Origin of the sequence: Bradyrhizobium sp. G127 (assembly GCF_021502575.1) — a bacterium.
Classification (GTDB): domain Bacteria; phylum Pseudomonadota; class Alphaproteobacteria; order Rhizobiales; family Xanthobacteraceae; genus Afipia.
This window is the reverse complement of record NZ_JAKFGN010000002.1, coordinates 742,646-766,765: the sequence shown is the minus strand read 5'-3', so window position 1 is coordinate 766,765 and position 24,120 is coordinate 742,646. Positions and strand designations below refer to the sequence as shown.

General features: G+C 62.5%; 26 protein-coding genes and 1 tRNA gene. 16 read left to right on the top strand and 11 right to left on the bottom strand.

The annotated features are described in order from the left end of the window. Positions 1-68 precede the first annotated feature (68 nt). Together LVY71_RS15675 and LVY71_RS15670 are read left to right on the top strand one after the other, a co-directional pair. On the top strand, positions 69-1,043 hold the full coding sequence (locus LVY71_RS15675; protein WP_235100777.1) for an NADPH:quinone oxidoreductase family protein: 975 nt from the start codon (positions 69-71) through the stop codon (positions 1,041-1,043). Between the two features lie 121 nt (positions 1,044-1,164). Beyond that, entirely contained in the window at positions 1,165-3,186 is a 2,022-nt protein-coding gene (locus LVY71_RS15670) for a methyl-accepting chemotaxis protein (protein ID WP_235100776.1), read from the top strand. A gap of 6 nt (positions 3,187-3,192) precedes the next feature. Here the strand turns inward: LVY71_RS15670 and LVY71_RS15665 are convergent, their stop codons facing one another. Further along, on the bottom strand, positions 3,193-4,089 hold the full coding sequence (locus tag LVY71_RS15665) for a crotonase/enoyl-CoA hydratase family protein (RefSeq protein WP_235100775.1): 897 nt from the start codon (positions 4,087-4,089) through the stop codon (positions 3,193-3,195). 156 nt (positions 4,090-4,245) lie between these two features. Here LVY71_RS15665 and LVY71_RS15660 point away from each other — a divergent pair, with 156 nt between their 5' ends. After that, positions 4,246-4,743, top strand: a complete 498-nt coding sequence (locus LVY71_RS15660) for a cyclic nucleotide-binding domain-containing protein (RefSeq protein ID WP_235100774.1) — start codon at positions 4,246-4,248, stop codon at positions 4,741-4,743. Here LVY71_RS15660 and LVY71_RS15655 read toward each other — a convergent pair. Next, entirely contained in the window at positions 4,670-5,509 is an 840-nt protein-coding gene (locus LVY71_RS15655; protein WP_235100773.1) for a metallophosphoesterase family protein, read from the bottom strand. The two genes, LVY71_RS15660 and LVY71_RS15655, sit on opposite strands and share 74 nt — an antisense overlap. 309 nt (positions 5,510-5,818) lie before the next feature. On the opposite strand from LVY71_RS15655, the gene LVY71_RS15650 reads away from it, so the two are divergent. After that, positions 5,819-5,905, top strand: a tRNA-Leu gene (locus LVY71_RS15650). 132 nt (positions 5,906-6,037) lie between these two features. Here the strand turns inward: LVY71_RS15650 and LVY71_RS15645 are convergent. Continuing rightward, positions 6,038-8,143, bottom strand: coding sequence for a lysylphosphatidylglycerol synthase domain-containing protein (locus tag LVY71_RS15645; protein ID WP_235100772.1), 2,106 nt, complete (start codon positions 8,141-8,143; stop codon positions 6,038-6,040). A 324-nt stretch (positions 8,144-8,467) separates the two neighbouring features. Here LVY71_RS15645 and LVY71_RS15640 point away from each other — a divergent pair, with 324 nt between their 5' ends. Continuing rightward, the gene (locus LVY71_RS15640) at positions 8,468-8,674 is read left to right on the top strand and encodes a hypothetical protein (RefSeq protein WP_235100771.1); all 207 of its coding nucleotides are present in this window, start codon (positions 8,468-8,470) and stop codon (positions 8,672-8,674) included. Positions 8,675-8,752: 78 nt separating this feature from the next. Beyond that, positions 8,753-9,172, top strand: a complete 420-nt coding sequence (locus tag LVY71_RS15635; protein ID WP_235100770.1) for a hypothetical protein — start codon at positions 8,753-8,755, stop codon at positions 9,170-9,172. A 126-nt stretch (positions 9,173-9,298) separates the two neighbouring features. Here the strand turns inward: LVY71_RS15635 and LVY71_RS15630 are convergent, their stop codons facing one another. Both LVY71_RS15630 and LVY71_RS15625 read right to left on the bottom strand, forming a co-directional pair. Next, the gene (locus LVY71_RS15630) at positions 9,299-10,489 is read right to left on the bottom strand and encodes an FAD-dependent monooxygenase (protein ID WP_235100769.1); all 1,191 of its coding nucleotides are present in this window, start codon (positions 10,487-10,489) and stop codon (positions 9,299-9,301) included. Between the two features lie 7 nt (positions 10,490-10,496). Next, positions 10,497-10,742, bottom strand: a complete 246-nt coding sequence (locus tag LVY71_RS15625) for a zinc-finger domain-containing protein (RefSeq protein ID WP_235100768.1) — start codon at positions 10,740-10,742, stop codon at positions 10,497-10,499. A gap of 294 nt (positions 10,743-11,036) precedes the next feature. On the opposite strand from LVY71_RS15625, the gene LVY71_RS15620 reads away from it, so the two are divergent. From LVY71_RS15620 to LVY71_RS15605, 4 genes are all read left to right on the top strand, one after another. Then, the gene (locus tag LVY71_RS15620; RefSeq protein WP_235100767.1) at positions 11,037-12,170 is read left to right on the top strand and encodes a hypothetical protein; all 1,134 of its coding nucleotides are present in this window, start codon (positions 11,037-11,039) and stop codon (positions 12,168-12,170) included. Positions 12,171-12,265: 95 nt separating this feature from the next. Continuing rightward, a complete protein-coding gene (locus LVY71_RS15615; RefSeq protein ID WP_235100766.1) occupies positions 12,266-13,018 on the top strand; it encodes an alpha/beta fold hydrolase in 753 nt (250 codons plus the stop codon). A gap of 134 nt (positions 13,019-13,152) precedes the next feature. Then, positions 13,153-13,977 carry a serine O-acetyltransferase gene (cysE, locus tag LVY71_RS15610; RefSeq protein ID WP_235100765.1) on the top strand — a complete coding sequence of 275 codons (825 nt, stop codon included), beginning with the start codon at positions 13,153-13,155 and terminating at the stop codon, positions 13,975-13,977. A 96-nt stretch (positions 13,978-14,073) separates the two neighbouring features. Then, entirely contained in the window at positions 14,074-14,292 is a 219-nt protein-coding gene (locus tag LVY71_RS15605) for a DUF3126 family protein (protein WP_006021247.1), read from the top strand. A 91-nt stretch (positions 14,293-14,383) separates the two neighbouring features. Here the strand turns inward: LVY71_RS15605 and LVY71_RS15600 are convergent, their stop codons facing one another. Then, a complete protein-coding gene (locus LVY71_RS15600; RefSeq protein ID WP_235100764.1) occupies positions 14,384-15,094 on the bottom strand; it encodes a hypothetical protein in 711 nt (236 codons plus the stop codon). A gap of 276 nt (positions 15,095-15,370) precedes the next feature. Between LVY71_RS15600 and LVY71_RS15595 the strand changes: the two genes are divergently transcribed. Both LVY71_RS15595 and LVY71_RS15590 read left to right on the top strand, forming a co-directional pair. Next, positions 15,371-15,700, top strand: coding sequence for a DUF6949 family protein (locus tag LVY71_RS15595; protein ID WP_235101516.1), 330 nt, complete (start codon positions 15,371-15,373; stop codon positions 15,698-15,700). A gap of 107 nt (positions 15,701-15,807) precedes the next feature. Beyond that, complete coding sequence (locus LVY71_RS15590) at positions 15,808-16,338, top strand: gamma carbonic anhydrase family protein (RefSeq protein WP_235100763.1); 531 nt, start codon at positions 15,808-15,810, stop codon at positions 16,336-16,338. Between the two features lie 17 nt (positions 16,339-16,355). Here the strand turns inward: LVY71_RS15590 and LVY71_RS15585 are convergent, their stop codons facing one another. After that, on the bottom strand, positions 16,356-16,697 hold the full coding sequence (locus LVY71_RS15585) for a hypothetical protein (RefSeq protein ID WP_235100762.1): 342 nt from the start codon (positions 16,695-16,697) through the stop codon (positions 16,356-16,358). 189 nt (positions 16,698-16,886) lie between these two features. On the opposite strand from LVY71_RS15585, the gene LVY71_RS15580 reads away from it, so the two are divergent. Beyond that, positions 16,887-17,279, top strand: a complete 393-nt coding sequence (locus LVY71_RS15580; RefSeq protein WP_235100761.1) for a DoxX family protein — start codon at positions 16,887-16,889, stop codon at positions 17,277-17,279. Between the two features lie 203 nt (positions 17,280-17,482). On the opposite strand, the gene LVY71_RS15575 is transcribed toward LVY71_RS15580, so the two are convergent. The 3 genes from LVY71_RS15575 to LVY71_RS15565 all read right to left on the bottom strand — a co-directional run bounded on the left by LVY71_RS15575 (position 17,483) and on the right by LVY71_RS15565 (position 19,685). Further along, positions 17,483-18,103 (bottom strand): transglutaminase-like cysteine peptidase, encoded by a 621-nt coding sequence (locus LVY71_RS15575; protein WP_235100760.1) that lies wholly within the window; start codon positions 18,101-18,103, stop codon positions 17,483-17,485. A gap of 329 nt (positions 18,104-18,432) precedes the next feature. Further along, positions 18,433-19,047 (bottom strand): PilZ domain-containing protein, encoded by a 615-nt coding sequence (locus tag LVY71_RS15570; protein ID WP_235100759.1) that lies wholly within the window; start codon positions 19,045-19,047, stop codon positions 18,433-18,435. 71 nt (positions 19,048-19,118) lie between these two features. Beyond that, a complete protein-coding gene (locus tag LVY71_RS15565) occupies positions 19,119-19,685 on the bottom strand; it encodes a PAS domain-containing protein (RefSeq protein WP_235100758.1) in 567 nt (188 codons plus the stop codon). A gap of 499 nt (positions 19,686-20,184) precedes the next feature. Here LVY71_RS15565 and LVY71_RS15560 point away from each other — a divergent pair, with 499 nt between their 5' ends. Continuing rightward, positions 20,185-20,964, top strand: a complete 780-nt coding sequence (locus LVY71_RS15560) for a rhomboid family intramembrane serine protease (protein WP_235100757.1) — start codon at positions 20,185-20,187, stop codon at positions 20,962-20,964. A 186-nt stretch (positions 20,965-21,150) separates the two neighbouring features. Further along, entirely contained in the window at positions 21,151-21,579 is a 429-nt protein-coding gene (locus LVY71_RS15555) for a CBS domain-containing protein (RefSeq protein ID WP_235100756.1), read from the top strand. Positions 21,580-21,712: 133 nt separating this feature from the next. On the opposite strand, the gene LVY71_RS15550 is transcribed toward LVY71_RS15555, so the two are convergent. Then, positions 21,713-22,753, bottom strand: coding sequence for a patatin-like phospholipase family protein (locus LVY71_RS15550; protein WP_235100755.1), 1,041 nt, complete (start codon positions 22,751-22,753; stop codon positions 21,713-21,715). 329 nt (positions 22,754-23,082) lie between these two features. Here LVY71_RS15550 and LVY71_RS15545 point away from each other — a divergent pair, with 329 nt between their 5' ends. Next, complete coding sequence (locus tag LVY71_RS15545; protein ID WP_235100754.1) at positions 23,083-24,090, top strand: RgsD C-terminal domain-containing protein; 1,008 nt, start codon at positions 23,083-23,085, stop codon at positions 24,088-24,090. Positions 24,091-24,120 lie beyond the last annotated feature (30 nt).

Below are 24,120 nucleotides of genomic sequence, written 5' to 3'. Positions count from 1 at the left end.
CTAGCCCTCTCCCCGCAAGCGGGGAGAGGGCGCGAATCTCGCCTGCTATCAAGGAACAGGATCATTAAATGCCCCGCGCCGTCGTCTGCTGCGAACTGGGGCCGCCGGAGAACCTGCGGCTTGAAGCGGTCGAGCGCGTCGCGCTGGCGCCCGGGCAGGTGCGCGTCGCGATCCATGCGGCGGGCATCAACTTTCCCGATATCCTGATGGCGGCGGGGCAATATCAGTTGAAGCCGCCGCTGCCGTTCACGCCCGGCGTCGAGGCGGCGGGCGAGGTGACCGAGCTGTCCGGCGTCGATGACGTGAAGGTCGGCGACAGGGTCATCGTGAAGGCGCGGTTCGGCTGCTATGCCGACGAGATCCTGGTGACGCCCGGTCAGATTACGCCGCTGCCGTCGGCTTTCGACTACGCGCAGGGCGCGACGTTTCTCGCAGGTCACGGCACGGCGTATCATGCACTGAAGGATCGCGCGCAGATCAAGCCCGGCGAAATCCTGCTGGTGCATGGCGCGGGCGGCGGCGTCGGACTTGCCGCCGTGGAACTCGGAAAGATATTTGGTGCGACCGTGATCGCCGCGGCCTCCAGCGAGGAGAAACTCGCGACCGCGCAACGGCGCGGCGCGGATCATGGGGTGTTGTATGGCCGCGAGCCGTTCAGGGATGCGGTGAAACGCATTACCGATGGTCGCGGCGCCGACGTGGTGTTCGATCCGGTGGGCGGCGCGATCTTCGAGGAGAGCCTGCGCTGTATCGCCTGGGGCGCGCGGCTGCTGGTGGTCGGCTTCACCGGCGGCATCGGTGTGGCGAAAACCAACCTCGTTCTCATCAAGGGCGCGAGCGTGCTCGGCGTGCGGGCGGGCGAAGCCACGCGGCAAAATCCGGCGCTCGGCGCGGCGCGCCTTGCCGCGCTCACGCATCTGGCCGAGGAGCGAAAGATCAGCCCCAACATCTCGCATCATTTGCCGCTTGAAGACTACGCGGTCGCAATGCGATTGCTGATCGACCGCCGCGCCATCGGTCGCGTGGTGCTCACGACGCGATAGAACAAGAAAAATATTGCAGACGTTGCACTGATAAAGTTTTTTGGTGAACGCGCACGCACCGCATCAATCATTTACGATTTGCGCGCAGATTGCGATCACACCTCAAGCCCGAGATACCGTGATGTTCGCAAATCTGAAAATCCGTCAGCGCCTCGTTTTTGCCGTGGCGCTTCCGATGTTGTTGCTCGTTGGCCTCGCCTGTTACGATGTTGCCGAGAAGTGGAATACGCGCGCGGAGATGGCGATGCTCACGCCGCTGGCGCGGGGTGTCGCCGACATCAGTCGTCTGGTTCATGAATTGCAGCGTGAGCGCGGAAGTGCGACGGTGTTCATCACCAGCCGCGGGGCGGAGATGGGCAAGGAGTTGCCCGACGCGCGCAGGCGGACGGACGCGCAGCGCGCCGCGGCGGTGGCCGCGCTGACGTCGTTGCAGTCGACCACGCGCGGCGATGTCAAGGTTGCGGCGGGCAAGGCGCTCGGTTCGATCGCGGCGCTCGATGCGCGGCGCAGGGATGTCGATGCGATGGACGCCGGCGCGCCGGCCTATTTCACGGACACCATCACGCGGCTGATCGCGGTCGCCAACGTAATGGCGACGCTGAGCGCCGATGGCGCCGTCGGTACGGCGGTCTCGTCCTATGTCAATCTGATGGAAGGCAAGGAGCAGGCCGGGCAGGAGCGCGCGCGGGTGGCGAGCCTGTTTGCGACCGGGCGTTCCGATCTGCCGTCGCTCGGCAAGGTGTTTGAACTGATAGCGGTGCAGGATGTGTTTTTCAGGCTGGCGCTGACGTCGGCGACCAGCGATCAGCGCGCGTTCTACGATCGCACGCTGTCCGGCCCCATGGCCGACCAGGTGAGCCGGATGCGGCAGACCATCACAGACGGCAAGGTCTCCGGCGACAGCAAGGAATGGTTCAGCGCGGCGAGCGCGCGGATCGACGCGCTCAAGTCGGTCGAGGATCGGCTTGGCGCCGATCTGGTCGCGCTGGCGTCGGAGAAGGGCAGCAAGGCGGGACGGACGCTGATGATGCTCGCGATGCTGATGGCGCTGGCGGTCGTTGCCTCGGGCGTTGTCGTCGTTGCGATGGCGCGCAGCATCACCATGCCGATCGGGGGCCTTGTGACCGCGATGACCACTCTTGCCGGAGGCGACCTCACCGCCGACATCGAAAACACCGGCCGGCAGGACGAGATCGGCGCGATGGCGCGCGCGGTGGCGTTCTTCAAGGACAACATGATCAGGACGCGCGAACTCGCCGCCAAGGAAGCGGAATCGCTGAACCGGCGCGCGGCGCGGGCGACGCAGGTTCAGGAACTGACCATGCGCTTCGACACCGACATGTCCGACGTCCTCAAGTCGGTCGCCGCGGCCTCCACCGAACTGGAGGCCACCGCAGCCTCAATGACCGAGACCGCCGAGGAGACGGGGCGGCAGGCCAGCGCCGTCGCCGCCGCGACCGAGCAGGCCTCCGCCAACGTCCAGACTGTGGCCGCCGCGACCGAGGAACTGTCCGGCTCCGTCGCGGAGATCGGCCGTCAGGTGACGCAGTCCGCCACCATTGCCAACAAGGCCGTGGGCGAGGCCGAGCGGACCAACGCCATCGTGCGCACCCTGTCGGATGCGGCGGAGCGGATCGGCGCCGTCGTCAAGCTCATCAGCGATATCGCCGGCCAGACCAACCTGCTCGCGCTGAACGCGACCATCGAGGCGGCGCGGGCCGGCGAGGCGGGCCGGGGATTTGCCGTGGTCGCGTCGGAGGTCAAGGCGCTTGCGGAGCAGACCGCCAAGGCGACCGACGAGATCCGGCTGCAAATCGCCGCTATCCAGACCACGTCGGGCAACGCCGTCAGTGCCATCGAAGGCATTACCGGCACCATCACCGAGATCAACGAGATTGCTTCGTCGATCGCGAGCGCCGTCGAACAGCAGTCGGCTGCGACGCGGGAGATTGCGCAGAACGTCCAGCACGCTGCGATCGGCACGCGGGAGATTTCCACCAACATTTCCGGCGTGACCGACGCCGTGGCCGACACTGGGGCTGCGGCTCAGGAGGTGCTGGGCGCGTCGAACGAACTGAGCCGGCAGGCGGAAACCATGCGCAGCCAGGTCGAACGCTTCCTCGGCGACATCCGCGCGGCGTAAGCGCCGCTATTTGTAGGGCCGCTCGGTCCACCACGGGAAATAGGACGGCATGTCTTTCGACACCGTCTGCGTGAACTTCGCCGGGCGCTTTTCAAGAAACGACATCACGCCTTCGCGCACGTCGGCGGACTGGCCGCGCGAGTAGATGCCGCGGCTGTCGATCTTGTGCGCCTCCATTGGATCGTCCGCGCCGAGCATCCGCCACATCATCTGGCGAATCAGCGCGATCGACACCGGCGCGGTGTTCTCGGCAATCTCGCGCGCCATCGCCCGCGCCGCCGGCAGCAGTTCGTCGGCGGGCAGAACCTTGCTGACAAGACGGCCGGCGAGGGCCTCCTGCGCCGGAAACACCCGGCCCGAGTAACACCATTCCAGCGCCTGCGAGATGCCGACGATGCGCGGCAGGAACCAGCTCGATGCCGCCTCCGGCACGATGCCGCGCCGCGCGAACACGAAACCAAAGCGTGCGTCTTCCGACGCGAGGCGGACGTCCATCGCCAGTTGCATGGTGACGCCGATACCGACGGCAGCGCCGTTGATCGCGCCGATCACCGGCTTCAACGATTTGAAGATGCGCAGCGTCACGCGCCCGCCGCCGTCGCGCACCGCTTCGTCGCTCCATTCGACTTCGCCGTTCGGGCGCAGCGGGGCGGTCTTGCGGTCCGGCCGCGCTGCGCGGTCGAATGTCGCGCCGCCTTCGGAGAGATCGGCGCCGGCGCAGAACGCGCGTCCCGCGCCGGTGACGATGATGGCGCGGACATTATCGTCGGCGTCGGCGGCATCGAACGCCGCGATCAGTTCATCCATCATGACATGGGTGAACGCATTCATCTTGTCGGGACGGTTCAACGTGATGGTGAGGATGTTGTCCTGGATCTCGTACTTGATCTGCTCGTAGGCCATCGACGCGTCTCTCCCGTGATTTCTTTGTTCGTATCGTTTGAAGCGACATCCTACCGCGCCCGCAGTTGTGCTGGCAATTTGCGCAGGCGGGACGCAACTATGCGATGGACGTTTTAAACGCCGAGGCATAGCTTTAATCGATCAGCGGAGATCGATATGCGCGCCGTTCTCGAACATTGTTCAGGCCAGAAGGAAACGTATCTTCCTGCTCAAACCGTGTTTATCCGGGAAGGCGAAACCACTGGCGACCTGTATATTCTGGTGGAGGGCGAGCTTGAGGTTCTCAAGGGCGATACAGTGGTCGCCGTCGTGACCGAGCCGGGCGCCATTCTGGGCGAGATGTCGGTTCTGCTGCATCAACCGCATACCGCGACGGTGCGCGCCTCCACCGGCTCGACGGTCCATCAGATCGACGATGGCGCGGAATTTCTGCGCGCCAGGCCCGCCGCCGCGCTGCTGGTCGCCACGCTGCTGGCGCAGCGGCTCAATGCGGCGACGACGTATCTCGCAGATATCAAGCGGCAATACGCCGGACACGGCAATCACCTCGAAATGGTCGGCGACGTGCTGGAGAGTCTGGTCAACCTGTCTGCGACGAAAGCGTCGCCGGGCTCTGACCGGCAGCCGGAGCGGCTGCCCGATTCACGGCTGTAAGCCAGTCCGGAAGCGCGGCGAGATTCTCCGCAGGACGTTGCAGCGGCCCGCCGAGATCGATCGATTGTTCGCCCGCCGCCGAAAACCAGTAGGCCCTGTTGCTTTCCAGATCGAGCATGATGTGCGCGGGCGGGCGGCCGAACTGCTGGCCGACATTGAAGACCCATGTCTCGCCGAGCCGGTCGAACCATGACCCGTCCTTGATGAAGGGCGACTGGTGCACGTGACCGGAGAGAACCATGTCGGGCTTGTGGCTTTCGATCCATTGCACCAGTTCGGCGTCGCCGAAATGGCGCGCGCCGCCCCAACTGGTCGGCGAATTCGCCGCGGGCGCGTGATGGATCCAGATCCAGCGGCCGCGATGCGCGGCGGCGGCTTCCTGAAGCTGCCTGCCGATCTGTTCCTTGACGCGCGGCCCGTCCCACCAGGGACAGATCGTGAAGAGGGTATCGCCGATGGTCAGACTGTCGCCGTCATGGGCGATGCCGAGATTGCCGACGTCGCCGATCCAGCGCGAGATCTTCTCGCCGGTCTCGTCGCGCTCGTCGAGATCGTGATTGCCCGAACACAGAATCACGCGCGTGAGTTCCGACAGCCGGGCGAGATATTTCCGCACCACGACGATCTGCGCGCGGAAATCGACGAACGACCCGATGTCGAGCGCATCGCCGGCGATGATGACCACGTCGAAATGCGGCGCGGCGCTGAGCACCCAGTCGAACTGCGGCAGCGAATAATGCAGGTCGGCGACCACAAGGCAGCGCATGGCGAATCAAACCTTCGATCGGCAATCGGGAAAAATTTAAATATACGCGCGATGACCCGGCGTTTTTCTTGTACCGCCAATTCCACGCGCTGCCTATCGACGGCGACGGAATCCGGGCAGTCTTTTCGCCGCAGGATTCAAGTTTGCCCTGCGGTGCCTATGTTTTTTGCGTTCGGCGTCGGGAGACGTGCGGCGATTCCTTCGCCCTGGAAGGCGGATTTGGACGCCGTACTGTCACCTGTCTGTGGGATATTCCGCGCCGGACCGGGCTTTCGGCCTTGCCCCGCCCGATGCTACAACCCGCACCGCGCGGACGTGGCGGAATTGGTAGACGCAAGGGACTTAAAATCCCTCGATGGCAACGTCGTGCGGGTTCGATTCCCGCCGTCCGCACCAAGACAAAATCGCGCGCCATAGCGCGCTCGCTTTACCTCCTCTGCCGCCGTGGATTGAAATTTAATGCTCGGACCATCTCGTTCAATGCTGCGGCAGCTTTTTCGAAATCAGTTTTAGTCGCTATCCGCTCCATCAAATCATTTTCTTTGGAGGTTCTGTTGAAACCTTTGGCTTTTTGACCACGATCAGAGTGGCTCCAAGCAAAAACCACAGGACACGCTGGTAGAGGAGTTCGTGGAAAAGGCTCATAGCTCCGAAGCCTGCAATCATAAGGATCAGTAAGTAGCCTGCGGCGTCGTTATTTCGGAAGCGCGCAAATTCCTGCGCTGCGATCCGAATGACTGGTGAAATGAAAGCAATAGCACCTACGATGCCGAACTCCGCGAGGATCCACACCGCGCTGTTGTGGATGATCAGTGGGTAAGCGCCCGTCCACTGCGCGATGAATCTGCCGAGACCTGCGCCCCATACCATGTTGGCGAGGAACATCTGAAGACCGTCCTTCACGGTGGTCCAATGTTCCGCGTCCGAGCTGGGCCTGACGAAGGTCATGGTCTCGACAATGCTTTTTCCTCCGAGAGTGAGCGTTCCTCCAAGGGTGAGCGAGTAGATGCTCAATGCGGCCAAGGTGAAGGACATAATTACGTCGCGCCAGATGCCGGGAATGAGAAAAGACGCGGTAACCAGAACCACGAGGGCAGCACCCATTCCGGCCCTCGATCCAGAAAGAACAATGGCGATCAGCGCCAAGGTGGTCACCGTCAGCATGTATCGTTTCATCGTAAGGCCGACAGCGAGCATCATCAGGCACAGAAAGGCAAAGGCGTTGCTGTTTTGCGCGAAGCCGTTGAAGAAATGGGCGTTCACGACTCCGAACCTCCCAAGAAGCATGTCTGCAATTGCGAAGACTACGACCGCGCAGCCGGTTGCAGCGAAGGTCAAGAGGGTCTTCTCAAGGTCGACCCGCGCAGCCATGGCACCGGCTGCGCCGTAGGCGAGCAGCACGAACCATCCCAGATACTTGTTGACGACTGCCCATGTAGTAAAGCCGATCTCGGCGGCGCCAATGAACAGACCGATGGTCATGATCGCGGTGCAAGCGAGAATGTGCAGTTCAAGACCGCTGATGCGCCATTTCGGTGCCCCGGCTCGCCACGCTTGCAGCAGGAATAAAACGCCGCAGATAATGGTGAAAGGATCCGCGACGTTAAAATTGATTGCGGTGGTATTGGTCGGTACATGGATCTGGAAGAACACCAGACACGCCACCAGAATCGGCAGCGTGGCGCTGAGAACTGCATCATGACGGGCGCCTATTTCGGGAGTGCCTCGCTTCGGAACGTCGATCGGCTTTTTTGAGCGCGTGAATGATACCGCAGCGAGAAGTGTCGCGCAGATGATCGACAGCGCGCCGATCGTGACAGCAACGGTCAGAGCCGCGGGCGCGGACATACCGATGGTGCCGAGCGCACCGACAGCGCTCATTTCGCGAACGCCCCATCCTGCAAAGCTGATCGGGATGCTGGCTGCAAACATCACCAGAGTGGCAGCAGCGGCGAGGTCGGTTAGTTCACACGCCGGGGCCAGCGCCTTTGCCGCGGTGACGTAGGCAGTCAGCATCGTAACCTGAACCGCGGTCGAGAATGCAATAGCCCGAAAAACGCCTACGGTGTCGGCCCAAGTGATACTGGATGCGGCTTTCACCACGTGTTCCCGCCAAACGACTGTAAGGATAACGATGGCGAACGTCAGACCGATCACGATGCGGATTAAATCAAGACCACCTGCGGTGAGGTCGAACGAGAGTTGGTGAAATAGATAGAGCGCGCCAACGACCGCGAGACTGAGCGATACCAGCGCTGCGGCAATGCGCTCTTGCCCCGTGATAATGACCGTGCCTGCGAATGGCACGTTACGGCGGGTGAGATACGAACCGCGAGCCATGAGCTGGCCGAAGATTTGAAAGAACAGCGCGCCGCCCAACTGACCGAGGCTCACAACGGCGATCGAGTCACGGAAGGTCAGCGGGTAGCCAATGGATCGTGCTATCGACCGCACCCGCAGCGCCGCGAACAGTGAACTGACCATGATCGCGATTGTTGGCGCCAAGAAAAAGGCCGGGCTGAGTTGCCGAATAGTCTGCGATATATGAGACGTATCAATATCCCGGGCCGCGAAGTAAAATGCTACCGCCAATAAGGCTAGTGACGAACCAAATTTGACGATTTTATTGCGCACAGGCCGTCCCACAACCGCTCGTTGTGAAGCGCTATCCGCTCAGCGAACAACCGTCAATAGAGGCGATGTGACTAATTTCTAAGCTTTGAAGAATTCCGATGGGTTGAAGCCGTCGAAGAACAACTTCTCACCGGCCCGCTTTAGCGCCCAGCGCACGACAAGCCGGTCTTGAACGTTGGGCGAACGAATGCCAAGCCTTTCCGGCTATCGTGAATGCCGACGCCCGCCAGATTCGTGTCATTGAATCGTTTGGGTATGAAGCAGGAAAAATGGTGGTTCGGCGTTGAGGGCCCGCAACCGGCTGAGCCGACCGAAGGAGAGGACATGGACAAGAAGGCGATGCGGGAAGAGACGGAGCGGCTGGTTCGCGAAGCCATGGAGCGCAAGTCTCTTGTGATCAAGCAGGGCAACACACGCATCGAGGCGAAGTGCGGCAAGTGCGGCGCGGCGAATCGCGTCTCGGCGGAAAAGGGCGTGACCCGCGTCACGTTCGTCTGCAAGGAATGCGGCCAGAAGCAGGAGACGCTCTGAACCGTCAGCGGCCTCGCGGCCGCGCACCACAAATTCAACACGAAGACCCGCAACACGACGTTTATGGATGACGAGTGGATGATTGATCGCCGGGATCGCAGCCTGAGCAGGCCGGGCATCGCGCTGCGCGCTATCGCATCGCGACTTGCTGTCGTGGTTCTGGCGACGAGTCTTGGCGCATGCGCGTCAGGGCCGTCATCGAGCATGTTCGTCGACCCCGCTACATACGAACTTTACAACTGCCAGCAACTCGCCACGGCTCGCACGAACTCCAACAACCGGGTGATTGAACTTGAACGGCTGATGGCAAAGGCGGAGACCGGCGCGGGCGGATCGCTGGTGTCGGGACTGGCCTATCAAACCGATTATCTGTCCGAGCGCGCGCGCCGCGACCAGATCGACGAAAAGATCACCAGCAACAATTGCAGCAGGGCCGATCTCGCGCCGCCCGCCGCGCTGGCGGCGCCGACGGCGCCACCCGTCAAGCGGCGGCGCTAGTCAGGATTGCTTGCTGTCATTGCGACGAAGCCAGTTTTGCTTTGTCAAAGCGTGGATTGCTTCGCTCGCAATGACCGGCAGGTCAATCCGGATACATCTCTGTTTCGGTTTTGAAGCCGGTCGGGATTATGCACGCCAGTCGTAGATCCAGTCCTGCCGCGATAGCAGCCGCGACCCGCCCAGCATTCTGATGACCTGATCGCGCGCGAAGCCGACCGGGCCGCCGAGATGATAGGTCTGGCCGTTCTTGCGCGCCGTTCGCGTCACGCGCGTCACGCGCGGAGCGCGCAGGCCGGCATATTGCGCGAACGCCGCCGTCGAATTGGTTGGCGAATCTTCGAGGCATTTCGCGATCACGGCGGCATCCTCGATCGCCATGCCAGCGCCCTGGGCGGCGAACGGCAGCATCGCGTGCGAGGCATCGCCGAGCAGCGCGATGGGACCCTTATTCCACGCGCCGCCGTCGCGCATCGCGAACAGCGCCCATTTGCGCCAGCCATCGACTGCGCCGATCATCATGCGCGCGGCGATCGGCCATTGCGGCGCTGAAAAATGATTGGCGATCTCGACAACGTCGCCGGGCTCGCTCCAGCCCGGCCTGTTCCATTTGCCCGAGACGACCGCGACGATGTTGATGCGCTTTCCGCCTGCCATCGGATAGGCGACGAGATGCGCATTGGTGCCCATCCAGAGCTGGACACGCTGCGCGTTGAATCCGCGCGGCAGTTGCGTGGCGTCGACGGTCCCGCGCCAGGCGATGCTGCCGGTGAATTGCGGCTGCGCATCGGGGAAAATCTGGTGGCGCACGCTCGACCAGACGCCGTCGGCACCGATCAGCGCCAGCACCGGCTCCTGCTGCCGCAATGTCTGACGGCGTTGAACCACGGTGACGCCTTTGGGGTAGACCGCGACGTCCTCGAATTGCGCGCCGAGCCGCAGGTCGATGTCGGGATGGTTCTTTACCTTCGCCGCCAGCGCGTTCTGCAGGTCGGCGCGGCGCACGATCCAGTAGGGCGCGCCATAACGCAGGGTGGCCGCTTCGCCGAGCGGGATACGGCCGATCTCGTTGCCGGTGCGCGCTGTCATGATGCTGATCGATTCCGGCGCGATCACATGGGGCGCAAGCAGCGGCTGAAGGCCGAGGTCGATCAGGATGCGGCTGGCATTGGGGGACAATTGCAGTCCCGCGCCGACTTCCTCCAGCCGCTCGGAGCGCTCCAGAACGATGACGCGGAAGCCGCGCGCGGCGAGCGCAAGCGAGGTGGTCAGTCCCCCGATGCCCGCACCAGCGACGACGATGGTGCGCGAATCCGCCACAGCTTTTTTAGGCGACCTTGTCCTTCAGCACGCATTCCGGCGGCCGAGCCTGACCCGGTGCAAGGTCGGCGGCGTAGCGGTACAGCGTCGAGCAATAGGGGCAGATAATCTCGTTGTCGTCGCCGAGGTCGAGAAACACATGCGGATGATCGAACGGCGGGTTGGCGCCCACGCACATGAATTCGCGCGATCCGATTTCGATGATGGCCACGCCCGCATCGTTATGAAAGTGAGGGACGACGTGATCCGCCATAGCAATCCTACCCCAATCCTGGTCTTCTGCGTCCTTGAACCCATGCCCCAGCACGCAGCGACGACGCAGCCGCTGCTCTGCAGCATACCGAGCGATACCACTTATTCCTAGATCGCGGCGCCGGTTTAGTCCAATTCGCCGCAGCGGTTAGCGTGTGAATTCGACACAATCTCGCCGTCTTGGGAAAGCCCTTCTTTCGTTGGGGAGGTTGTGTCCGAAAAACGGCACACCATGTCATCGGCCAGTCACGGGCCGTATCGAACCGGCAGGCGATCAAGGGGTTATCGAAAGGCGATGAAAGCATCCTGGCGCATTGGTCTGGCCCTCGCGGCTGCTGCGGCTTCGGCGGGGGCTTTCGCCGTGCTGTGGCCCCATGCACGCGATGCGGGGACCCTGCTGCTGGCTCAGGATGATCCAGCGCAGTTGTCCGATATCCAGGTCGGTTCAGCGCTGCGAAATAACCAGGCCGTGATCGCGCAGGGCGTGTCTCAGGCGCTCGATTCGCACGACGCCGATCTCGCAAAGAGCTTCACCGATCTTGCGAAGGACCGGAATATTGCTGTGCAGTCCGATGTGACCGCGCGGGTCGATGCCGCCGTCGCTGAGGAGAATTCCACCGCCAGCACGGTCAAACGTTTTGCCACCGGTCTCGTGACCGGCGAGGCGGATGACGTGGCCAGCCTGTCCGGCACGGTTGCCGGCGACCTGTTCGTGTTCGGCGACATTCGCGACGTGGTGCGCGAGGGCAAGCGGCTCGCCATGGGCGAGAATGCCGACCGGCTGGTGCTCGGATTGGCAAGCGTTGGTCTGGCTGTGACGGCGGCCACTTATGTGTCTGTTGGAGGTGCCGTCCCGGTCCGGGCCGGACTTTCCATGGTGAAGGACGCCCGCAAGGTCGGCCGGCTCGGCGCAGGTCTCACCGAATGGGCCGGTCGTTCGGCACGCGGCGTGGTTGACGCTCCGATGTTGCAGCAGGCGGTGGCGACGGCCTCATTGGCACGTCCGGGGCAGACCATCAGTGCGATGAAGGCGGCGTTCAAGGCGGAGAAGGCGGGCGCGCTGGTGCGACTCGCCAAGGATGTCGGCCGCGTCGGCGAGAAGGCAGGCACCAAAGGCGCGCTCGATGTGCTGCGCATCGCCGATGGTCCGAAAGACGTGGCGCGCGCGGCGCGGCTCGCTGAATCCAAAGGCAGCCAGACCCGCGCCATCATGAAGATTCTCGGCCGCGGCGCACTGCTGCTCACCACCGGCGCATTCAATCTGGCATGGTGGGTGTTCGCCGCATTGCTGTCGCTGTTCGGATTTATCGCTTCGATCAAGGCGACCACGGAGCGGCTCACCCTGTCCTGGATTCAACGCAGCAAACTCAGGCGTGCCAAGCGCGATCTCGCCGCGGCGCAAGCTCGACTGTCCGCGCAGGCGACCTGACCTGCTGGTCAGGCGCGTTGCGTGCGGATAAACTACAACCCCTCAGATCACGACCGCTCCGGTCACATTATTTTCTCCCAATCATGGATCTTTCGATGCCGAGTTTTCACAACGGCTCCGTTGAAATTGCTTATCTCGACGAAGGCGAGGGCGATCCGATCGTGTTGGTGCACGGCTTCGCGTCGACCAAGAATGTGAACTGGGTCTATCCGTCGTGGACGTCGGTATTGACCAAGGCCGGGCGGCGCGTCATCGCGCTCGACAATCGCGGTCACGGTGACTCGTCGAAGCTGTACGATCAGGAAGAATATCACATCGGCACCATGGCGGGCGACGTGCGCGCGCTGATGGATCACCTCAACATCGCGCGCGCCGATATCATGGGCTATTCGATGGGCGGACGGATCACGGCGTATCTCGGACAGCGCGATCCGCAGCGGCTGCGGTCGGCGATTATCGCGGGTGTCGGCATGGGCCTGATCGAAGGCGGCGGCCCCGGAGAGAACGTGGCTTCGGCGCTGGAAGCTGCGTCGCTCGACGACGTCACCGATCCCGTGGGGCGCACGTTTCGGGCCTTTGCAGATCAGACCCGCTCGGATCGCAGGGCGTTGGCGGCATGTTTGCGCGGCTCCCGCCGGCTCATGACCCGCGAGGAAGCAGCGGCTATTTCGGTTCCGGTGCTCATTGCGGTGGGAACGACCGACGAGATTGCCGGCTCTGCCCACCGGCTTCAGGAGATCATCCCCGGGTCGCAAGTGCTTGATATTCCAAACCGCGATCACATGCGGGCGGTGGGCGACCGCGTCTATAAGGACGGCGTGCTGGATTTTCTCAGCCGGCGGCCTTGAACAGGCGCGTAGATAATTATTCTACTGCTGCGGGAGATAATTATTCCAACGTCAACCTTCACAGACGTTGCAGCCTTCCTTCCCCCCATTATGTGGTAAGATCTCCTCAACGCAGTCAGCCGGACCCACATCACATGGCCAAGCACCATCTCGATCCGAAGGCGGCCCTCTCGACCGTCGATCCTGTCTGGACCCGCATTCGGGATGAGGCTGAAGAAATCGTGCAGCGCGAGCCGGAACTCGCGACCTTCATCTATTCCACGGTGCTGCACCACACCCGCCTTGAGGACGCCGTTGTGCACCGCATCGCGGAGCGGCTCGATCACTCCGCATTGTCCGGCGACCTGATCCGTCAGGCTTACCTTGAAGCGATCCGCCTCGATCCCGATTTTGGCAACGCGTTCCGCGCCGATCTTGTCGCCGTGTTCGACCGCGATCCGGCGACCTCGCGCTTCATCGATCCGCTGCTGTACTTCAAGGGCTTCCATGCCATTCAGGCGCATCGTCTGGCGCACTGGCTCATCAATAACGGCCGCAAGGATTTCGCCTATTACATCCAGAGCCGCGCCTCGGCGGAATTCCAGACCGACATCAATCCTAATGCGAAAATCGGCCGCGGCATTTTCCTCGATCACGCCACCGGCCTCGTGGTTGGCGAGACCGCGGTGATCGAAGACAACGTTTCGATTCTTCACGGTGTGACGCTCGGCGGCACCGGCAAGGAGAACGAGGACCGTCATCCGAAAATCCGTTACGGCGTAATGATCGGCGCCGGCGCGAAGATTCTCGGCAATATCGAAGTCGGGCATTGCGCGCGCATCGCCGCCGGTTCGGTGGTGGTAAAACCGGTGCCGAACAATGTCACGGTTGCGGGCGTGCCGGCAAAGATCGTGGGCGAGGCCGGCTGCGCCGAGCCATCGCGCACAATGAACCAGATGCTCAACGCCATCGGCATTTGATGCGATCTGTTTGCGATTTATCGCGATGCAGGCTCTAGCGGTGCGCGCTGGATCGCATTAAAGCTGTCGCAAATATCATTCAATTGGAGAACGCCCGTGGACGTTACGGAAGTCAGGAAACTCGACGCCTATCTCAAGCGGCTGTTCGGCAATCAGAAGATTCGCGTCGTGCCGCGTCCGAAGAAGGACGACTCGGCCGAGGTCTATATCGGCGAGGAATTCATCGGCGTGCTGTTCGTCGATGACGAGGATGATGACCGGTCCTACCAGTTCCAGATGGCGATCCTCGAGACGGACATCGAGGAAGAGGTTTGAGATTTACGTCATTGCGAGCGTAGCGAAGCAATCCAGAGCTTCAGGTATGAGGCTGGATGCTTCGTCGCTCCGCTCCTCGCAATGACGAGCGCTATCCCCTTGGCGTGCGCATCCGGCGGATGATCTGATCCATCGCGCCCGCCACATCGCGCCACTTGTCGAGCCACGCGCGCGGAAAACGGAACGTCAGATCTGCGCCTTCGATCCGCCGCTCGCTCAGACACATCCCCGGTGTTTTGCCGTCACGCGTGCAGCGCGCGATGATCTGCGGCGACGAGGCATACACCAGATCCTCGCTCGCGTAGGGCGTGTTGTCGCGGAACGGACGAATGCTCAAGCCGTCTTGCAGGCTTCCTGACGTCTGGTCGAGATAGCGCGGATAGATCGTCCGCGTCCGCTCGTCCGGCGACAGCGCGTCATGGTGGGCCGCGATCGACAGGAAGATGCGGTCGATGTCCGGAAGGTTTTCTTCCACCGTCTCCAGGGTGACATGACGCGGCGCGTCGGGGGCCTCCAGCGATGGATAGACGAAGTTGAGATCGACCCGCTCCTGCGGGCCGGTCCGCTTCTGCACCTTCACCCGGATCGCCTTGGTCGGCACATTGAACAGCGTATTGCCGATGCTGACCGGCAGCCGCGAGGGATCGTCAACTTTTTCGACGCCCCAAGTCGGCCACAGCAGATAGGCGACGATGCCGACAGCGCATGCGCCGATGATGCCCATCGCCAGAAGCGGCACAAGATGGCTATGCCGTGTGCCGCGGGCATTGCTTCGCGGTGAGGTCGAGGACGTCAGAGCCATGTGCGGGCGTCGGGGTTTCCGGAGCGGGAAGGCCTCATGGCCCGGTCGAATCGGCTGCGATTATGCCATGTCCCGCCGATTTCCCCGAAGTTCCGCGCGGCGAGAGCGGGCCTGAGCCATGCACACGGTACCGGGCAACGCCGCCGTGTTAACCTTTCCTTAAGGATAAGGTGGCGGGCGCGGCGGCATTTTGCGAAGGGGTAGGGGCGAACCATGGACCGCTTGCGGCTTGGCTCGCAGTCGATGCGTTCTCGTGTGTGGTGGAAGTCCTGTCCGATGTCGCCTGAAGCGTTGAATTCGTTCTTTGCCATTCTGATCGGATTTGCGCTGGCTGGCGCACTGACCAGCGGCTTTCAGGCCTTCGTGCAGCGCCCGCCGGGATTTGGATTGCTGACGCAGGACGCCGCACCGAAGGCCTTCGCCGCCGTGCCGTTTCTGGTGTTCGCTGCACCCTTCATCATCATGCGCAACACCGTGCGCGGCCGGACCATCGAGGGACGGCGGGTCGAGTTCGTGGCGCTGGCCACGATCATCGCCGGTTTCTGGAGCATGATGTCGGGAACATTCGTTCTCATGCTCCTCGAGACCACCGGCCTGATCGCCTGAGCGCCGAGCGTTTGCAGCTTCCATACCCTCGCCAGACCATGTTCGTTCATGGCATTGTCGCGCCGAATTTCCGCGCTGGGTCTGAAGCGCGTTAACCGGAGACAGGAATGGCGATCTACGAACTCGACGGCAAATCACCCCAGCTTCCCGCGGACGGAAACTATTTCATCGCTGAAACCGCGACGGTGATCGGCAATGTGCGGCTGAAGACCGACGCAAGCGTCTGGTTCGGCTCGGTGCTGCGCGGCGACAACGAATTGATCGAGATCGGCGAAGGCTCGAACGTGCAGGACAATTGCACCTTCCATACCGATCCCGGCTTTCCGCTCACCATCGGCAAGAACTGCACCATCGGTCACAACGTCATCCTGCACGGCTGCACCATCGAAGACGGGGCGCTGATCGGCATGGGCGCGATCGTCATGAACGGCGCGATCATTCGCAAGGGCTGCGTTGTCGGCGCAGGCGCGGTCATCACCGAAGGCAAGCAGTTCGAGGAACGCTCGCTGGTGGTCGGTGCGCCGGCGCGGGTGATCCGCACGCTGACCGATGAGCAGGTCAAGGCCATGACCTACGGCGCGGCCCATTACGTCCACAATGGCAAGCGCTTCAAGGCGGGCCTGAAGAAGATCGGGTGAGGCGCGGGGATCCGCGCCTAATATCCGACAGCCAGGTTGAAATCCTCGTCAAACTCCTCGTCACGGGGTCTGGGAACCGCAGCGGATGCGCCGCCGCGCGGCGGATCGTCGTCATCGTCGAGGCGGCGAAGCGCGGACAATATCTCCGCAAGCGGGATGGGATCTTTGTGTCCTGCGATCTGGCGAAGCCAGGGCTTCCCCTCCACGGCGAATGCATCGGACGCCCACGCGGCGAGAATGCATCTTTTCTTGACCGAGGTGAGAGAAGGGTTCGCCAGAACGTCCGACGGATGGGTGAATGAACTGGCGAGAAATGAATGGGCGTGAATGTCGATTGCGTTGCGCTCAACCGATAGCATGGCCTCCTCCTGTGCTCCTTTCGTTGGGATGGCGGAAAGCTATTTAGAAAAACGGCTTTTGGTTTCAAGACCCGCCGGCCGGATTTTCGGTTGCGAAATAGGGAGCAATTTCGGGTTGACGCCGGAACCTGGGGCGGCCATGACCTGCGCCCGGAACCATTCCCTGAAAACTGCGATCAAGGAGATAGCATGGTGCAGAAGACCGCAGCCAACTGGATTGGCTATGCCATGAGCGGCATTGTGGTGCTGGCGCTGCTCGCCGATGCAGGCACGCAATTGTTCCTGCCGCATCTGCTGAAGGCCGAGATGGACGCCACCGGTTTTGCGCAGAGTCTGGCAACACCGCTCGGCATCATCATGCTGGTGTGCGCTGGTCTCTATGCGATACCCCGGACCGCAGTGCTTGGCGCAATCCTGATCACGGGTTTTCTCGGCGGCGCGATCTGCACCCACTTTCGTCTCGGGGAATTCGCTTCTCCGCCGCAGTTCATCTGCCTGCTGCTCGGCGTTCTGGCGTGGGGCGGCCTTTATCTGCGCGACGCGCGGCTGCGCGCGTTGTTGCCGCTCACCTCCGCGCCATAGCGTTCGGAACTACAGCCGGCGGATTGGGGAGAGTCGTGGCGGCCGTTCAATCGTCGCGCTTTCGATCCGCAGATTTCTCACCCGAGGCATCCGCAAAAAGTTGCGGCCAGCCCTGGGGGAGAGCTGGCCGCGCACGAACCGGTCTGGGACGGGGAGGGGTGGGGATACGACCGGGCCGTGGGTCTCCGTGTTGAAGTTCTGGTTTAGCGTGAGCTTGCCGTCGCAACTGCCGGACGGGAATCGCCAAGTGAAACCCACGCGTTCGGATCGGTCTGCGACTGCCGCTTGACGAAGCGGTAACCGGTGTCGGTCCAGGCCACGACTTCCTCGTTCTGATTGTCGAGGATGAACTCGCCCTTGTCGGACTTCACGGTCAGGACCGCGTGGCCTTCGCCCTTCTTGTCGCGCACCACCGTGATCAGCAGCGCCTCGCGCGGCCATCCGGCGTCCATCAGCATCTTGCGCTTCAAGAGGACATAGTCCTCGCAGTCGCCATAACCGTCACTTGGATATGACCAGCGTTCGACGACGCCCCAATGATCCACATCGGTCATCGGCTTGATGGTGTCGTTGACCCAGCGGTTGACCCGCAGCAGATCTTTCCACGCCGTCTGCGTCATCACGATGTCGCGGGCCTGCGTTGCGCCGCCGCGGCAATCGCCCGGATTGTCGGAGCAGAATTCGACCCAGCCGATCGGCGAACGCGTGGTGTCGCCCAGGCTGGCATACAGCGATCGCTCGCCCGCGGCCTGCGCCGCAACCGACATGCACATCAGGCCGGCGGCAACCGCCAGACCAACTCCCCGTCCACGAATTGAAAACATTGTGGCCCCCGTTTCTTGTTGGGACCACTTTTCACACAAAGGATTTGCACGGCGGCTAAGTCGTCGAAGTACAATTAAAGCAAACGCTAGTAAAAACTGGCGCTACTTCAATTTATACTTGAGTAAAATACGCATAAAATTTGAAATACCTGGATTTGTTTCAAACTTTAGCTATATCCGTGCAAGTCGTTGAAATGACTGAAGTTTGTGAGGCGTGGAGCCTTGCGTATCGCGCGCCGCGGAGCCGCCACAACACCTCAAGGCGATACCCAGGACACAGGTATCGCCTTGAGCGGTTTGAAAAATCAGGAATTGCTAACCGCGGCTTTTTACCGGGCGCTTACGTTGTCCTCGACAGTCTCGGCGAGCTGCGCATGGACGAACTCGATTGCGAAGCCTTCTTCGAGGTGGCGAACGACACGGGCCTGCACGCGGCCCAGCATGACGGCTTCGCCGACCATCGGTTTGGTTTCCGCGGCAAGGGCGGCGCCCGACAGCGACAGGTCGATGATGCGGCACGGCATGGCGCGGCCGTCTTCGTATTTCAGGATGGCGACCGGGTTGCGCGGCACGATGCGGTCGTGGCGGCGATCCTCCGGCAGATTGAGGATCTGGCGATTGGCGAGCCAGGTGAGCTGGGCCGCGAGTTTGTCGCGCTTGCGCGGCGTTGCGCTGACCGTCATCGCAAAGCCATTGTCGAGCAGGCGGGTGATCTTGCCTTCGACTCGGCCGATATGGTCGAGATAGGCCACCACGCGCTCGCCCACATTGCCGATACCGGGCGCCAGCATCGCCAGACCGCCGGGCGACATGTTGATCACCTGGCACGGGAATTCGCGCCGGTCCGCCAGCATGTAGCGTCCGAGCAGATGGACTTTCACACGCTGAAAGCGTCGTCGCTCCTGAGCGGATGGACGAATCGATTGTCTTTGCGCCAACGCCATTTTCACACCGGTCGGTATGCATGGACCTTACGGCGATCAGGGTTAACGATGCGTTGCCTTGATGGCGGGGATCAGCGCAGCCCCTCGTAGACGGTGAAGCCGCGGATCATCGACCATTTCCGCAAGGCGCGCGGTCCGCGCTTCTCCTGCCCCAGATGGCGCCAGGAGGTAAGGCTGAAGTCTTTCAGGCTGTCGTAGGCATGCAGTCCCTGGGCGGGGTTGAGCGGGGCGAGCAATCCCGTCAGGCTGACCGGCGTGTGCAAGCGGGCGCTAAAGGGCAGCAGCAGCAGTTCCAGATGAATCCGCGTCCCGTCCGGTGCCTGCGTCGTGATGCCGGCGACGGTGGGGAGCGTTTCCTCGGCCACGATCCCCAGAAGGTCCTCGATTTCCTCGCGGTCGCCGTCGTGGAATAGGCGGGTGAAACTTTGCCCCTTCAGGTCGCGGCCGAGCAGGGCGCACATCCGGGTTCCGGCGACCCGGAACGGGTAACCGGCGGCGGGATCGCAGGACAGGACGAAAATGTCGCCGAGCAGATGACGGACGTGCTCGGGGTCGAGGTCGCTGCGCTCTGGCGCAGCGGCGTCGGACCGCTTCCCATCCCAATAGGAGTAAAACTCCCGGTTCGCTGGATGCTTCATCGTGTTGTCCCGCCCCGCGTATGACGACGGCGAGACAGATTTGTCCCGCTTTCAGGCACCGCGAGGCCCCTTTGTGTTGTGCGGGACTGGAGGTGCAGCGTCCATGCCGGAGCGGCGATTTGCGGGCCGAAGACCCAACTTTGCGCTGTTAACGTTAAGTTAACTATGAGCTTCGTGAATACGCCGGTCGTGGCTAATGTCCGTGCATTCCAAATCGCCGGTCTTTTCCGTGATCGGCGGTGGCATCAAGAACTTTTAAGTTGAACGACAGGCGGCGGAAAACGATCCGATCATTGTGCGGGGAGGGGTGGGGATACCCCGAGCGTGAAGCAGCGCTCTTGCTCGAAAAGCCCGCGCGAAAGACCGGCAAGACCACGGGGAGGGCCTTCAGGCCCTCCCTTTATCTTTTGTGCGATCTTGGCCTTCCGCTTGCACCGCACCGTGAAACCCGCCTATCTCAAAGAAACTGCCCTTTCGCCGTTCCGGACACTGTGCACCCTTGGACTCTCCTGAATCTCCTCGCGAACCGATCCTGACCATTCCCGTCGGAATGACGGCGCTTCTCATCATCATGGTCGGCATACACGGCGTGCGGTCCCTGCTGCCGCTGGCCACCGATCAGGAAGTGATCTGGACATTCGGTTTCGTGCCCGCGCGTTATGACGCGTCGGTCCTCGCAGGGCAGTTTCCCGGCGGCGTCGGGGCAGAGATCTGGACGTTCCTGACCTACGCCTTCCTGCATGCGGACATCGCCCACATCGTCTTCAACATGTTGTGGATGCTTCCATTCGGCAGTGCGGTGGCGCGCCGGTTCGGAACGGCGAGATTTTTCGCATTCTTTGCCGTCACCGCCATCGCAGGCGCGTTCGCTCATCTGGTGACGCATCAGCACGAGGTTGCGCCGATGATCGGCGCCTCGGCGGCGGTCTCGGGCATGATGGCGGCCGCGATCCGCTTCGCCTTCCAGCACGGCAGCTTTCTGTCGTTCGGGCGCGGCGATGCAGAGGAGGCGGCGCGCGTCCCCGCACTCTCGCTGGCACGGTCGCTGCAGAATTCGCGCGTGCTTGGATTTCTCGCGGTCTGGTTCGGCCTCAATGTTATCACTGGCCTTGGCGCGGTCGCGATCGGCGCGTCGGCGCAGAGTATCGCATGGCAGGCGCATATCGGCGGCTTTGTTGCGGGACTGCTGCTGTTTTCGCTGTTCGATCCGGTGCCGCGCGCGATCGTGCAGGACAACAAGGCCGGTGTGCTGCCGCCGGACGGCTCCGATATTCGCTGAGCAGACCTGCATGATGATGCATGTTGCAGGCGGACCAAATCTTCGACATCATCAGGCTGTATCGTTGGGCTGTGCCAAACTGCCGCAAGTAGGTGGGATGAAGTGCAACCAAGTTGACGCTGCGTTGTTTGACTCAAGAGCATACGTGCCGCCGGCAGCCGGTGGGCCCTGTCTGGGGAGACGACAATGACGGTTCGATCAGTTCTGGATACCAAAGGCCACCAGGTCATCAGTGTGTCGCCTGATGCCAAGCTCTCGGCGGCGATCAAGATACTCTCCGAGCGCCGCATCGGTGCGGTGATGGTCATGAGCGGCCAAAAAATCGACGGCATTCTCTCCGAGCGCGACGTGGTGCGCGTGCTGGGCGAACGCGGTGCGGGCGTGCTCGATGAGCCGGTCCGCAGCGTGATGACGTCGAAGGTCATTACCTGCCGCGAGACGGATACCGTCAGCGCGATCATGGAAGTCATGACCACCGGAAAATTCCGGCACCTGCCCGTGGTCGAGAGCGACCGCATCGTCGGTCTGATCTCGATCGGAGATGTGGTGAAATGGCGCGTTGCCGAATACGAGCGCGAGCAGGAAGCGCTGCACGATTATATCAAGACGGCTTGACTCATCGCAGGTCGCGTCATCCTGAGGTGCGAGCCGCGTTGGCGGCGAGCCTCGGAGGATGCGCGGCCGTCCTCCTTCGAGGCTCGGGCTTTGCCCTCGCACCTCAGGATGACGGCGGCGGCGCTTGCGGAGATTACGGTTGCGTCGGCTGTGCCGTGCCGGGCGTCTGACTTGCGGTCGGGGTGAGCAAGCTGATTGCTTCCTGAATCGACTCGATATTTCGCTCGGCTGCGCGGACGCCGTGGGCGATGGTTTCCTCGGCGCGATGGAAGTCGAACCAGCCGATTTTTCCGACGCGCGGCGAGATCAGCACGTCCGGTGGATCGCCTGCGAGGCGAGAACGCGTGATGCGGTCCTGCATGATGTTGAAGGCTTCGACCATAACGGTGGAAATCCCCGGCCGTCCGGCGGTGCCGAAGAATTCCCGCTTCACCGTTTTTTCCGCGGAGAAGAATTTTCCGAAGCCGCGCTTCGCCACGATTTCCGGTTCGGCCGGCGGTTCGGGTTCCACCGGAGGCTTGCCGTGCGCGGAGATAATGGTGCCGTGCCCGAACACGTCGGTGGAGACATTGCAGGCTATGACGATTTCCGCGCCGAGCGCACGCGCTGCCGACACCGGCACCGGATTGACGAGCGCGCCGTCGACCAGCCATCGGTCGCCGATCAGCACCGGCTCGAAAATGCCGGGCAGGGCGTAGGACGCCCGCACCGCCTCGACGAGTTTTCCGTCGGTGATCCAGATCTCATGGCCGGTGTTGACCTCGGTGGAGACCGCCGCGAATTTCAGCGGAAGCTCGTCAATCAGGATTCCGCCGAACGACGCCTCAAGCTGGGCCGCCAGCTTGCCGCCGCCGATCAGGCCGGAGCCGTTGAGGCGGATATCGAGGTAACTGAAGATATTGCGCGGCAGCAGCCCCTTGGCCCAGGCTTCCAGCGTATCGAGATGTCCCGAGGCGTAGGATGCACCGACCACGGCGCCGATGGATGTTCCGACCACGATGTCCGGCACGATCCCGTTGGCGAGCAGCGTGCGCAGGATGCCGATATGGGCAAAGCCGCGCGCGGCGCCGCCGCCCAGCGCCAGTCCGATCGTCGGCTTCTTGTTCGCAGGCCCTCCGACCCCGATTTTGCTGCGGGCGCCCGTCTGGCGAAATCCGATCAAACTTTCCAGCAACGCATGTCTCCTGACGATCCATAAGCTCGAATCAGCCGTCTTTGACCGGATTCACTGACCCGAACGCGAATTGAGTGTGATTGTGCCTCGGACACGCGTTTCGCGTAATCAGGAAATGTGACTGTAGCGCGACCTGCGCCGCGGCAGAAGGCGTTATTCGGCGGATGAGGCCGTGTTGAGGGCGGTCAAGCATGTTGTAAGGCTTGAATTTGCCTCGTTTTCGGTGAAAAACCACCGCCATGACAGCCCTCGGACTCAGCCGCAGGACAGCCGTGTGCAATGCGCGGGCCGATGACCTTCATGCTTTGCGCTGTCGCGCGGGAGTGTGGGTGCTTGCGCTGGCCTTGCTGTTCGCGGCGCTGGTCGCACATCCAGCCGCTGCCCAGTTCGTAGGCGACGCGCCGCCTCCCGTCCCGCCGGCCAACGTGCCGATCCAGGCGACGCCGTCCGGCCCGGCCATCAGCCTCGCTCCGCCATCCGGTCCAGCGGCGACGCCCGGACTGCCCGCGACTCTGACCCAGCCTCCTGTCACGCTGGCCACGCCACCGACGCCTGCGCCTTTGCCCGCACCGTCGCCGGCGCAAGGTGTGCTCGCTCTGACAGCGCGGTTCGGCAAGGATCTCCCGCCGGTGAACGGCGGCGTGGTGTGGCGGGTTTATTCCGACAAGCCCGACGCCAGCGGCGCATTCCAGCTGGTTCGTGAAGATCGCACCGCGACGCCGAACATCGTACTCGCCCCCGGCGGCTATGTGGTTCACGCCGCGCTCGGTCTTGTGAGTGCGGTTCGTCCGGTCACCGTTCGCAACGAGACGCTGCGCGAATCCTTCGATCTTCCTGCCGGCGGCCTGCGCATCGAAGGCCGCGTCGGCACCAGCAAGATCCCGCAGGGACAGATCACCTTCGCGATCTACAAAGGCAGCCAGTTCGAAGTCGGGGAGCGCGCGCCGCTCGCGCAGAACGTCCCTGCGGGCGATGTCATGCTGGTGCCCGAGGGTACCTACTACATCATCTCGACCTACGGCGACGCCAACTCGGTGGTGCGGTCGGACATTCGCGTGCAGGCTGGCAAGCTGACCGATGTCACCGTGACGCATCGCGCGGCGGTCATCACACTCAAGCTGGTCAGCGACAAGGGCGGCGAAGCGTTGGCCAACACTGCATGGTCGGTCATCACGCCAGCCGGTGACGTCATCAAGGAATATAACGGAGCATTTCCGAAGGTGACCCTGTCGGAAGGCGAATACCGCGTGATCGCCAAGAACGAAGGCAAGGTGTTCGAGCGGCCGTTCAACGTCAGCAACGGCGTCGACGGCGAGATCGAAGTCATCGCGCGCTGATGTTGCGCTGTCACGCGCTTGTAGCAAAAC

Coding starts and splice junctions, on each gene's coding strand:
- LVY71_RS15675 (WP_235100777.1), top strand. CDS start 69: ATGCCCCGCGCCGTCGTCTGCTGCGAACTGGGGCCGCCGGAGAACCTG.
- LVY71_RS15670 (WP_235100776.1), top strand. CDS start 1,165: ATGTTCGCAAATCTGAAAATCCGTCAGCGCCTCGTTTTTGCCGTGGCG.
- LVY71_RS15665 (WP_235100775.1), bottom strand. CDS start 4,089: ATGGCCTACGAGCAGATCAAGTACGAGATCCAGGACAACATCCTCACC.
- LVY71_RS15660 (WP_235100774.1), top strand. CDS start 4,246: ATGCGCGCCGTTCTCGAACATTGTTCAGGCCAGAAGGAAACGTATCTT.
- LVY71_RS15655 (WP_235100773.1), bottom strand. CDS start 5,509: ATGCGCTGCCTTGTGGTCGCCGACCTGCATTATTCGCTGCCGCAGTTC.
- LVY71_RS15640 (WP_235100771.1), top strand. CDS start 8,468: ATGGACAAGAAGGCGATGCGGGAAGAGACGGAGCGGCTGGTTCGCGAA.
- LVY71_RS15635 (WP_235100770.1), top strand. CDS start 8,753: ATGATTGATCGCCGGGATCGCAGCCTGAGCAGGCCGGGCATCGCGCTG.
- LVY71_RS15625 (WP_235100768.1), bottom strand. CDS start 10,742: ATGGCGGATCACGTCGTCCCTCACTTTCATAACGATGCGGGCGTGGCC.
- LVY71_RS15620 (WP_235100767.1), top strand. CDS start 11,037: ATGAAAGCATCCTGGCGCATTGGTCTGGCCCTCGCGGCTGCTGCGGCT.
- LVY71_RS15615 (WP_235100766.1), top strand. CDS start 12,266: ATGCCGAGTTTTCACAACGGCTCCGTTGAAATTGCTTATCTCGACGAA.
- cysE (WP_235100765.1), top strand. CDS start 13,153: ATGGCCAAGCACCATCTCGATCCGAAGGCGGCCCTCTCGACCGTCGAT.
- LVY71_RS15600 (WP_235100764.1), bottom strand. CDS start 15,094: ATGGCTCTGACGTCCTCGACCTCACCGCGAAGCAATGCCCGCGGCACA.
- LVY71_RS15595 (WP_235101516.1), top strand. CDS start 15,371: ATGTCGCCTGAAGCGTTGAATTCGTTCTTTGCCATTCTGATCGGATTT.
- LVY71_RS15590 (WP_235100763.1), top strand. CDS start 15,808: ATGGCGATCTACGAACTCGACGGCAAATCACCCCAGCTTCCCGCGGAC.
- LVY71_RS15585 (WP_235100762.1), bottom strand. CDS start 16,697: ATGCTATCGGTTGAGCGCAACGCAATCGACATTCACGCCCATTCATTT.
- LVY71_RS15580 (WP_235100761.1), top strand. CDS start 16,887: ATGGTGCAGAAGACCGCAGCCAACTGGATTGGCTATGCCATGAGCGGC.
- LVY71_RS15575 (WP_235100760.1), bottom strand. CDS start 18,103: ATGTTTTCAATTCGTGGACGGGGAGTTGGTCTGGCGGTTGCCGCCGGC.
- LVY71_RS15570 (WP_235100759.1), bottom strand. CDS start 19,047: ATGGCGTTGGCGCAAAGACAATCGATTCGTCCATCCGCTCAGGAGCGA.
- LVY71_RS15565 (WP_235100758.1), bottom strand. CDS start 19,685: ATGAAGCATCCAGCGAACCGGGAGTTTTACTCCTATTGGGATGGGAAG.
- LVY71_RS15555 (WP_235100756.1), top strand. CDS start 21,151: ATGACGGTTCGATCAGTTCTGGATACCAAAGGCCACCAGGTCATCAGT.